Annotated in this window: 12 protein-coding genes; 4 read left to right on the top strand and 8 right to left on the bottom strand. The window is 50.6% G+C overall.

The features are described 5' to 3' along the window. On the bottom strand, positions 1–277 hold a 277-nt coding region (locus ABEW34_RS27630; RefSeq protein WP_430163682.1), incomplete at its 3' end, for an ATP-binding cassette domain-containing protein. Between the two features lie 312 nt (positions 278–589). Here ABEW34_RS27630 and ABEW34_RS27625 point away from each other — a divergent pair. Both ABEW34_RS27625 and ABEW34_RS27620 read left to right on the top strand, forming a co-directional pair. After that, a complete protein-coding gene (locus ABEW34_RS27625) occupies positions 590–1,321 on the top strand; it encodes a sensor histidine kinase (RefSeq protein WP_430163679.1) in 732 nt (243 codons plus the stop codon). Between the two features lie 168 nt (positions 1,322–1,489). Then, complete coding sequence (locus ABEW34_RS27620) at positions 1,490–1,843, top strand: c-type cytochrome (protein WP_430163676.1); 354 nt, start codon at positions 1,490–1,492, stop codon at positions 1,841–1,843. Positions 1,844–1,966: 123 nt separating this feature from the next. Here the strand turns inward: ABEW34_RS27620 and ABEW34_RS27615 are convergent, their stop codons facing one another. The 5 genes from ABEW34_RS27615 to ABEW34_RS27595 form a co-directional block, all read right to left on the bottom strand. After that, positions 1,967–2,704, bottom strand: a complete 738-nt coding sequence (locus tag ABEW34_RS27615; RefSeq protein WP_430163673.1) for a response regulator transcription factor — start codon at positions 2,702–2,704, stop codon at positions 1,967–1,969. 508 nt (positions 2,705–3,212) lie between these two features. Further along, positions 3,213–4,085 (bottom strand): DJ-1/PfpI family protein, encoded by an 873-nt coding sequence (locus ABEW34_RS27610; RefSeq protein ID WP_430163670.1) that lies wholly within the window; start codon positions 4,083–4,085, stop codon positions 3,213–3,215. Next, entirely contained in the window at positions 4,082–4,888 is an 807-nt protein-coding gene (locus tag ABEW34_RS27605) for an ABC transporter ATP-binding protein (protein ID WP_430163667.1), read from the bottom strand. Before ABEW34_RS27605 ends, ABEW34_RS27610 begins: the two co-directional genes overlap by 4 nt. Then, the gene (locus ABEW34_RS27600) at positions 4,885–5,934 is read right to left on the bottom strand and encodes a FecCD family ABC transporter permease (RefSeq protein ID WP_430163688.1); all 1,050 of its coding nucleotides are present in this window, start codon (positions 5,932–5,934) and stop codon (positions 4,885–4,887) included. The genes ABEW34_RS27605 and ABEW34_RS27600 overlap by 4 nt, the downstream gene beginning before the upstream one ends. A 14-nt stretch (positions 5,935–5,948) precedes the next feature. Further along, positions 5,949–6,746, bottom strand: coding sequence for an ABC transporter substrate-binding protein (locus ABEW34_RS27595; RefSeq protein WP_430163664.1), 798 nt, complete (start codon positions 6,744–6,746; stop codon positions 5,949–5,951). Here ABEW34_RS27595 and ABEW34_RS27590 point away from each other — a divergent pair. Next, positions 6,715–7,014: a hypothetical protein gene (locus tag ABEW34_RS27590; protein ID WP_430163661.1), complete on the top strand. Its 300-nt coding sequence runs from the start codon at positions 6,715–6,717 to the stop codon at positions 7,012–7,014. The genes ABEW34_RS27595 and ABEW34_RS27590 overlap by 32 nt on opposite strands. A gap of 950 nt (positions 7,015–7,964) precedes the next feature. Here the strand turns inward: ABEW34_RS27590 and ABEW34_RS27585 are convergent. Beyond that, positions 7,965–8,576, bottom strand: a complete 612-nt coding sequence (locus ABEW34_RS27585) for an SCO family protein (protein WP_430163659.1) — start codon at positions 8,574–8,576, stop codon at positions 7,965–7,967. Further along, on the bottom strand, positions 8,573–8,722 hold the full coding sequence (locus ABEW34_RS27580; RefSeq protein WP_430163657.1) for a hypothetical protein: 150 nt from the start codon (positions 8,720–8,722) through the stop codon (positions 8,573–8,575). Before ABEW34_RS27580 ends, ABEW34_RS27585 begins: the two co-directional genes overlap by 4 nt. A gap of 302 nt (positions 8,723–9,024) precedes the next feature. Here ABEW34_RS27580 and ABEW34_RS27575 point away from each other — a divergent pair, with 302 nt between their 5' ends. Then, entirely contained in the window at positions 9,025–10,419 is a 1,395-nt protein-coding gene (locus tag ABEW34_RS27575) for a cytochrome ubiquinol oxidase subunit I (protein WP_430163655.1), read from the top strand. Position 10,420: the final 1 nt, after the last annotated feature.

Here is a 10,420-nt window from a genome sequence, read left to right as displayed (position 1 = left end):
TACTTTTTAGTCTAACAACACCTTGGGGCACAAACCCGATTTTTCTTCGAGCTAAGTGGAAATCCTTTTTATGCTCCATTTTGTGCGAATGGATGGTTATACTTCCTGCTGAGATCGGGAGCAGTCCAAGAATGGCTCTGAACAAAGTTGATTTCCCTGCACCGTTAGAGCCGCTTATTGCTACAAGCTCTCCTCTCGCAGCTTTGAAATCCAGTTGATTAATAATGGGGTTCATTCCATAACCCGCGGTTACCTGTTGAAGCTCAAGAGCAAGCACTTATCTTCGTTCACCTCTTTCTTTTTTACATTATGTACAATGACGCTACAAGTTAGAATGACTCCATATAGCTATATGCCAATGACATTGTTACAAAGTTGAGAATTTTGGTAAACAATTAGCTCTTATGAGTCATGCGTTAAGAAGCAGAAATAAGCGACAATAGACACATGCTTAAAAATTCTATTATTATTCTCAAGGGGGATATTCACACTGTATAAACAAATTAAATGGTTAATTTTAATTATACCAACTCTAACCATTTGGGTATGGGAGTATGTTCGGCATGAATATTTATTACCCTATATATCCATGGATGCGGGGAATTGGATTTCTCCGTTAATTGTATTTGTAGTCACGCTGCTGCTGATCACGCGGCTTTTCACCATTTTAGAAGCGATTCAAGAGGAACTCCAGCAAGCAAGACTGGCACAGATAGCGCTTCAGGAGCGTGAAAAGCTGGCTAAAGAACTTCATGATGGCGTTGCCCAGTCCTTATTCTTAGTTTCTGTTCAGCTGGAGCAGCTTAAACCAACTAAGGAACAAAACGAAAAGCTGCTATCTATTAAAAATACGGTACGGGAAGTTAACGAATACGTTCGTCAGTCCATTTCCCATTTAAAATATCCGCCTGAGGTAGCCGTTGAACCTTGGAATGATTCGATTAACGACTTAATTAATGATTTGCATTTCGATTCAGTTATAAATACCGAATATAGTTGGCCAATAGCAGAGATTAATTTAACGGACAAGGAAAAAATAGCATTGTACGCTTTTCTTAGAGAAGGATTGCTTAATATTCGAAAGCATGCGAAGGAAGCCAATCATATTCGGATTCGCTTAGAATCAACAGAATGGGGCTGGACATGTCGTATTTCAGACAACGGATTAGGCTTTACCGATGATCCGCTGCTCAAGGAAGGCAGTTATGGCTTGAAATTTCTAGAAAAACGGACAGTAGAGCTGGGTTGGGAACTCCAATTGAGACGAGAATCGGAAAGAACCGTACTGGAAGTGATACAGCGGGAGGAAGGTGTAGCATAAATGACCAATCAACAAATACGCGTTCTAATTGTAGATGATCATCCCCATGTCTGGAACTGCTCGAAAAAACGAGCAGCGCACCGCCGTTTCCAACCATTTTGTCGTTCATTTTAACAGCTCAAAATTGGTTATGAAGCATGTGAACGAGATGAGGAAGGAGGGATTTATATGAATAGTAAGCTTAAGTACGGTTCTGCAATAGGCGTCCTGCTAGGCGTGTTGGTATTATCGGCATGTGGAAGTTCTGGGGCTGACGCTACAACGAATAATAACCGTAATGAAGAAAGGAGTGTCCAAGAAGGCGATCCAGAAATCATATACAAGAAGAAATGCATGTCCTGCCACGGTACCGATCTTCAAGGTAGAAGAGGGCCTAGTCTTCAGAACATTGGAAGTCGATTAACGGAAGAAGAAATCATTGATATTGTTACAAACGGCAAAAATGGAATGCCCAAGTTTGAAAAAAATATTTCAGCAGAGGACATTCAAAGTGTTTCTAAATGGTTGTCGGAGCTCAAATAAAGGGAATATCAGACCTATAGAGGAAAAATGGTTAAGGTAGCTATTTTGGTATGAAAAAGCATTCAGAAGCCTAGATAAAAACGGCCGCGCTGCTTTTGAAGCAGCGTTGCCGTTTTTTGTTCCTTATTCTACTTTCATCACACTATGCTTGCCTTTGCTAAATATATAGCCTACCCCTCGTACCGTTTTGATCATGGCTCCTATATCCGGTGAAAGGGGCATCAGCTTTTCGCGAAGACGTTTAATATGTGTGTCTACTGTTCGGTAATCGTTTACTTCAGACTGTCGCCATATGACACTAAGAAGATGAGTACGTGTGTGAACGATATCTGCATGAAGCGCAAGATAGTAGAGTAAATCAAATTCTTTTAGAGATAGGTGGATTTCTGTACCATCTACTTGAATACGGTGAGCAGATGGATTAATGGTGAGTCTACTTAGCTGTATAGTTGGATAATCCGTTCTGCTTGTTGCTTTCAGGGCTTGAACAGTGCTTCTTCTAAGAATAGCTTTGGTACGCCATATCATTTCTTGATAGGAAAATGGTTTTTCCATGCAATCATCGGCTCCTGCTTCAAAGCCAGCTAATCGCTGATCTTCCTTGCCATTCTCTGTAATTAACATAATGGGGGTTTTTAATCTTTTTCTGATGGCGATGCACAATTGAATATTACTCAAGCCGGTTTCCGCATGGTCAATAATAATTAAACCGTAATGATTTCGATTTGGCTTAAGCCAAGCATTTTTTACATGATAGGTGGTGTCTGTATGATAACCTTCTTTCAAAAAAAAGGATTTCAATTGAGCTTGGGTATGTTTTTCCTGGCTAATAATGAGAATAACGCTTTTCTTTTGTTTCAAGGTAGCGATCCCTCCATGCTTGTTGCAGATCACGCGCTGGCTAACGAAGCTACTATGGCAATTGTGTGGTCAGTGGAACATGCAGCTCAAGAAAAAGCCAAGTCGAACATCGAGAGGTCGACGGCGAAAACGAACGGAAGCTTGATGACTATGGCGGATTGGTAAACATAAGTGCGCACAAATGTATAAAATAACCCAATTTACGAACTGCCTTTTCAGAAGGGGGCTCTTTTCCAGTTTACTCCGAAATAGGATTTCTGAAGATTCGTTCAACTCTGAAGTGCTATGCAATGCTAGTGATAAAAAATATAAAAACAATCAGCGTTTCCATTAATCCGGTAACGCTGATTGTTCTTATGGTGGGTTATGGATAATTTTAAGTGAATGTTTCCTGCTAATCACTCACAAATCCTGTCCATAATGGGCAATCAGCTCTTTTCTTGCACCATTTCTTACATAGGACAAGTAGGTCCATTCTCCGTTGCCTTATTGCAATGACCGGAGCGCGTCACTCAGCGCGAAGTGCATGTTCGAGTGTGGCGTAAAAGTCTCGCGCGAGAGCGGTGAGTTCCGGTCCCGCCTCATCAGGCGTTCCAGCCCCGAGCGGTGGTTGCGGCGCGTACTCCGCTCCAAGTTCGAGGAACCGGGCGTACTCGTCGCCGCGGAGCCGTGCCACCAGCCGAAGGGCGAGGTCCATGCCCGCTGTGACCCCGGCGGCCGTCATGAGGTCCCCGTCGATGACGACACGCTCATCCACGGCCTCGGCTCCATACCCTGCCAGCAGATGGTGCATCGACCAGTGAGTAGTCGCGCGCCGCCCGTCGAGCAGTCCGGCTGCCCCGAGGGCGATGGCGCCGGTGCACACGCTCGTCACGATGTCTGCCCCGGCAGCGATGCGGCGGATCGCTGCCATGGCGGCCTCATCGGCGAGGAGGATGGGAGTGTCCCCGCCTGGCACGAGCAGCACAGTCGGGGATGCAGGGGCGTCCTCCAGCGTGGTCGTGGGGATCAGCGGCAGCCCGCCGGCGCTGGTCACCGGCTCGCCCGGAGCTCCGGTCGTTGCCAGGTGTACCTTCGCCCCCAGCATGGAGGCGAGGAAGTAGTGCGGGCCGATTACGTCGAGAGTGTCGAAACCTGGGTGCAGGACGATGACAACATCCTCGTCCGCGGTGAACGTCACTCCAGGCAGTGCCGCAAGTGCGTCATGCGCCGCGACTGAGCGGTCCCACGCCGCTCGCGCTGCCGGATCGTCGGGACGCCCTGTCAGATGATCGTGGGTTGCAGCATTCTGAGCGGGTTTGGTGTTCTCTGTTGCAGTCATGGTCTCTCCCTTTCGTGGACGTAGGTGATCTGTAGGTTTAATAATTAGTTTTTTATTCAAGATAAATTCATCTCCTTTTCGTGGGCATAGACGAGTTGCATGCGCCCGGTGAGTGGATTGGTGATGCCCTGAGCGCGTATACCGAAGACCTCATGCAGCAGCTCCGGGGTCAGGGTGTCCCCGGGCGTTCCCGAGGCTACCACCTCACCTGCTGAAAGGATGAATAGGCGGTCGCAGTACGCCGCGGCCAGATTGAGGTCGTGGAGGGTGACCAGGGTCGTCACCCCCAGCGTGTGGACGAGCGCCATCAGCTCGAGCTGATGGCGGATGTCCAGGTGGTTCGTCGGTTCGTCGAGCACGAGGATGCGCGGCTCCTGCGCGAGAGCGCGCGCCAGTTGGACTCGCTGCCGCTCTCCGCCCGACAGCGTACTCATATCACGATTGGCGAAATCGCTGACGCCGGCCCGCCTCATCGCTCGTTCGATCGCGAGCATGTCCTCCGGTCTGTCGGATCCGAGGAGGCGGCCGTGCGCAATACGACCCGTGGCGACGCACTCCGCCACAGTCAGTTCAAGATCGCTCGGTCCGTCTTGGACGACGGCAGCCGTCACACGGGCCGCCTCCCGTGGGCGGGACTTCCAGACGTCGCGATCTGCCGCCGTCACGCGCCCGGAGGTGGGGCGGAGCATCCGGTAAACGGCGCGCAGCACGGTCGATTTTCCGCTGCCGTTGGGGCCGATGAGTCCGACGACGTCTCCGTCAGCGGACAGCGAGATTCCCTTGACGATCTTACGTCCGGCTATCTCGACCGTGACGTTATCGACGTGGAGAGCTGCGGCATCCTTACCGCCCGGGGTGCTCATTCCTCTCCTTTACTGGATTGCCTTAGCATCCAGAGGAAGAACGGCGCACCAATGGCGGCGGTGAGCAGCCCCACAGGCAGTTCGGACGGGGCGATGATCAGACGCGCAGCGATGTCGACCACGACGAGCAGCAGCCCACCGGCCAGAGCCGATGTGGGCAAGACCCACTTGTGGTCTGAGCCGACGAACATCCGGACGGCATGTGGAACCACGAGCCCGATGAATCCGATCGCGCCGCTCACTGCGACAACGACTCCTACGAGGAGCGACGTAATCACGAACATCATCAGACGGAAATGCCCGACATCTACGCCGAGACTCGCAGCGGTTTCATCGCCGATGAGGAGCGCGTTGAGAATTCGGGCCAACAGGATAAGCACCACAGTAGCGACAACAAGGACGACAGCAGGTATGCCCAGATCGACCCATTCCGCTGCGGCGAGGCTGCCGGAGAGCCAGGAGAGTACTTGGCTCACGCCTTGGCCGGGTGCGCTCGCACGCAAGACGAGATAACTGGTGACGGAGCTGAGCAGGTATGACATCGCCACGCCTGCGAGAATTAACCGTCCCGGCGTGACGCGGCCTCGCCGTTGCGCGAGCGCGAACACGATCAGTGTCGTTGCGAGGGCGCCACCGAAGGCCGCTACCGGGACGGAGACGGCGGTCAGGACGCCCAGGCCCAGCGTGAGAGTCGCGACAGCCGCGACGGATGCGCCGGAGGAGATCCCGAACATAAAAGGATCGGCGAGCGGATTGCGCACCACCGCCTGGAGCACCGCGCCGGCGACGGCGAGGGAGGACCCGACGACGAGACCGAGCAAAGCACGGGGCAGCCGGAACTCCCAGATGATACGCGCCTCCACATCCGTTGCCGCGACAGTGACGCTCCACGGGACGATGTGGTCGGCGATTACCGACAGGACCTGGCCCGGAGCGATCGGGACCGATCCGACGGATACGGAGAGCACCACGGCGGCGACGCACGCCATCATCAGGACGACAATGATGGTCCGCCGGCGACCGGTGCGACTCGTGGGCGGCACCATGATCGACAAGGAGGTCACGACGCAGGTACCGCGAGATTCAGGTCGGGATGGACACCGTTCGCGATCTCCGTCAGGCCTCTCATCACGGAGATGGACGCGTCGGTGTCGGCGACGGGGATCTCGACGAGCCTGCCATTCTTCACAGCAGGCAGGTCAGGGAAGTTCGTCGTGATGTAGTTGCTGAGGGTCGCGAAGTCCTGCCCCTCGAAGGTGCCGACGAGAATCACGTCGGCGTCGGATGCCGCGAAGTCCTCTTTGCTCACGTAGACCGAGTCCGCCGGGAATACGTTCTTTCCGCCGGCCGTTGCGATTGCGTCGTCGTAGATGCCGCCAGCGAGCACGATCAGCGGTCCATCGCCCCCGTTGTAGAACGCGACCCGTTGCGTGGGCAGACCCTTCACGGCGTCGACGACCGTCTGCTTCTCCGCGGTCATCTGGGCGATGAACTCCTCCGCCCGGTCCGAGATGCCGAAGATCGTTCCGAAGTCCCGCAAGGTGCGGTATGGCGTCTCGAGCGTCATATTGAGAGCATCCGCCGAGCTGCACAAGTTCGACCCGTAGACCTGGGCTCCACCCTCTTCGATCTGCTCCACCGAGGCGTAGCCCTGCGAGGTATCGAAGGCGAAGCCCTCCAGGGACTGGCCGACTACGAGGTCGGGGGCTTCGCTCAACAGAACCTCCTTCGAGGGCCAGCTCATCGAGGTGCCAATCACGGGGAGTGCCTCGGCGGCTTGGGCGACGCTATCAGGGAAGGCGGCGTAGTTACCCGCAACAGCGGTGATGCGATCATCGAGTCCGAGAGCGAGCATCATCTCGGTGGGCGCCTGCCATAGGCTCACCACACGCTCCGGCGCCGAATCGAACGTCAGCGTGCGTCCACAGTTCTCAATTGACACCGGATACGCCGCCCCCACCGACGTAGGGGATGCGGTCGAACTGGGGGAGCTGGCGGTATTTGAAGCGCTGCTTGCAGGAACGCTTGTCTCCGGAGCGGAGCCACCAGGCGAGCCGCATCCGGATAAAGCGATGACGGCGATGGAAGCTAGTATAAGCGGATTGGCTTTGAACCTGATCATGTAAGGAATCCTCCAATATTCTTTTTGTATTGAAAAATAACAAGCTATTTGACGTCGGAACGAATCGTTATTCTTACAAAGGATAGTACGGCGAGCTTTCAGAATTTGCCGTCCACAAACGAATAGGATATCTGCCTGTTGTCATCTGGCGCAGCCGAATTGATGCGGATGAGATTGTCCCTGGCTCCGCGATCTTTTTCAGCCTTCCACGCTCCGTAGACCGCCTGCGAATCGCGTTTGGCTCAGCAGCGTCCCTGACAGACGAGAACATGCTGTTCCAATTCCGTCATCCGCTCATGGGATTGCCGACGAATGAGAGCAAGCTCTTCTTCTGATCGCGCTTCTTTTTATCCAGTAGATTTGCATTCTAGTTTGGCATATTGGCCCACATCTCGCTTTCTCCATCATTTTTTTCTGCAAGTCCGTTCTGTTCAATAGTAAGAGATAATCAGGATAAATCCATGACCATTTGGAGTTATTAATGTGAAGGAATGATGACATCTGCTTCCAACGCAAAGACGTCACAAAACGGTCAATTCGGGGTTTAGGGATAGCTCGAACACTGCGTTGGTTTTCAAGCGTGTAACGAATCTAATGCGTCATTTGCAATGAACGTAGCTCGTCGCGTTCTTGCAGTTCTGCATGAAGAAAATGCTTGAAGCAAGCGGGTGTCGAGCCATTTACCAAATGACGAAAATAGCGTTTTCTTGTCCCTGTGATGATCCTTATTAGTGGATTATGGACAGGGCGATCTTCCATATCTGTTATTAAGAGTTTTTTATGGCTACATTTGAACAATACAAGAAGCAGAAAAAGAGGAATAACATTAATCGCATGCCGTCTCAGAAACTAGGAAATTGAATAAGCATATTTGGGAATGAAAATCAGCCATCCTAAATCGGAATGGCTGGTTGAGAGGATTTAAATTAAATTTTCCAATGTCATCCTAACGGATTACTTTTCTTTCAGGAGAGCATTAATGTCTTTCAAAATAGCTGAGTTATCCATTTCATCACCCATGCGATAAACCTTGCGAATTTGATGTTTGGCATCCAACAGCATGAGGGAGGTTACTGTATGTACGAACTGATCATCTTTCAGCTTTTGAATCGCAATCCCATATTCTTTTGCTTTCTCAATCGTATAGGCTTCGTCTCCACGCAGCAGCTTCCAGCCTGATCGATCAATGCCCATTCGCTCGGCATAAGCTGCAAAAACCTCTGGTGTATCCGTATTAGGATCAAAGGTTATAGCCGCGAATTGCACGTTCTCCCCAAAACTACCCTGTTTCTTCAATTCATCCTGCAGCAGCACCATATTGTATGTCGTTACTGGGCAGATATCAGGACAGCTCGTGAACATAAATTCGATCAGCATCACTTTTCCCAAGCTGTCGCTTAAGTCATAGGCTGTGCCATCCAGCTCCTGAAGGGTGAAGGCAGGGGCTTCTCTCATGACAGGGAGCTTGCTGCTTCCGCCTTGAATTGTATAGACAAGATAAGCGATCAAGGCCGCCACGAAAATAATGACTGCGATAAGAAGGGGGCTAAGCTTTTTTGTTATCATACCTGCTTTTCCTTATCCCTCACGACTGGAAGAGGATGGATGCTATCTTGCAGCTCATTGTCCTCCTGTACAAGCTTCGCTCCGTTAAGCATAACGTAAGCGCCGCCACCTAAAAATAATCCTCCTAAAATAAACCAGTACAGCATGTCTCGTTCTCCCTTCCTCGTACTCATTCATTATATAAGCAAAGCACGATGCAACTTAATGACTCGTATGAGCTATTTTCACAATAGTGAAGAACAAATGTCACACGATAGCCAAAGTTGTGCCTTTTTTCACAAAGTAGCCGCTTTTTCGTGACAGCATTGTCACACGTACCTGCTCAATGGGGCCATACAAAAGCATTGATGATGATCTATAATGATGATTATCTGAAAAGTGAGTGAAGAAAATCACATACTTTTTTCAGTACATAACATGCAGATACAGAAAAGAGGTAACCACCAAGATGGACGTAGTAGAATTAGCACGCCTTCAGTTTGCAACGACAACGATCCTTCATTTTGTCTTTGTCCCCATATCCATAGGCTTGTCTTTGCTTGTGGCTATCATGGAAACGATGTACGTCATTACAAAAAAAGAATTGTACAAAAAGATGACGAAATTTTGGGCGCATTTTCTGTTAATCAACTTTGCTGTTGGCGTCGTTACTGGTATTTTGCAGGAATTTCAATTCGGGATGAACTGGTCTGATTTTTCACGCTTTGTTGGAGATGTGTTTGGAACTCCTCTAGCCATTGAAGCGCTTCTAGCTTTTTTTCTGGAATCTACCTTTATCGGTCTATGGGTATTTGGCTGGGATCGCTTACCGAAGGGCGTCCATCTCGCCTGCATGTGGCTGGTATCCATTGGAACGATGTTATCCGCATTCTGGATTTTGACGGCGAATTCATTCATGCAGCGTCCCGTCGGATTTGCTTTGAATAACGGTCGGGCAGAAATGGTCGATTTCTGGGCGCTTGTAACGAACGAACAAGTGCTTTGGGAGTTTCCGCACACGCTGTTTGCAGCCTTTGCAACAGGCGCATTTCTGATCGCAGGAATCAGCGCATGGAAGCTGCTGCGAAAAAAGGATATGGAATTCTTTAAGCCATCCTTTACTTTAAGCATCATCGTCGCCTTTGTATCGTCCATAGCCATCGCACTATTCGGCCATGGTCAGGCTCAGTTTTTGGTGGAGACACAGCCTATGAAGATGGCTGCCAGTGAAGGCCTGTGGGAAACGAGCAGTGATCCCGCACCTTGGACCGTTATTGCAGGCATTGACCCGGATAAACAGCAGAATTCGTTTGAGCTTAAAGTGCCTTACCTTCTCAGCTATCTCTCTTACAGCCAGTTCTCAGGCTCGGTTATCGGAATGAAAGAGCTTCAGGCTCGTTATGAGGCTGAGTATGGTCCCGGAAATTATATTCCGCCTGTACGCACAACCTTCTGGAGCTTTCGCATTATGATTGCTTGCGGCAGCGCCATGATTTTATTAGGGCTTTATGGAGCCTATCTTGCAGTACGCAAAAAGCTTGAACAGCCAAATAAGCTATTTATGCGCGTGATGATGTTTGCCATCGCGTTGCCGTTTATTGCGAATACCTCCGGCTGGATTATGACCGAGGTGGGGCGCCAGCCATGGACGGTATTTGGACTTCTGCAAACGAAAGATTCCGTCTCTACGACGACAAGTGCAGGGGAAGTGCTGTTTTCCTTCATTTTGTTTACCGTACTTTATGTGATCTTATTGGGAGTCCTGGCTTTTCTGTTTGTTCGCGAAGCCCGCAAGGGGCCGTATGCAGCCCATGAGCCAGAAATCGCCTTGCAAGATCCATATCAGTTCAAGGAAGGGGTCTGAC

Origin of the sequence: Paenibacillus algorifonticola (assembly GCF_050481745.1) — a bacterium.
Classification (GTDB): Bacteria; Bacillota; Bacilli; order Paenibacillales; family Paenibacillaceae; genus Pristimantibacillus; species Pristimantibacillus algorifonticola_A.
Note: the sequence above shows the minus strand (reverse complement) of the source record. Positions and strands in the feature narration are given on the sequence as shown.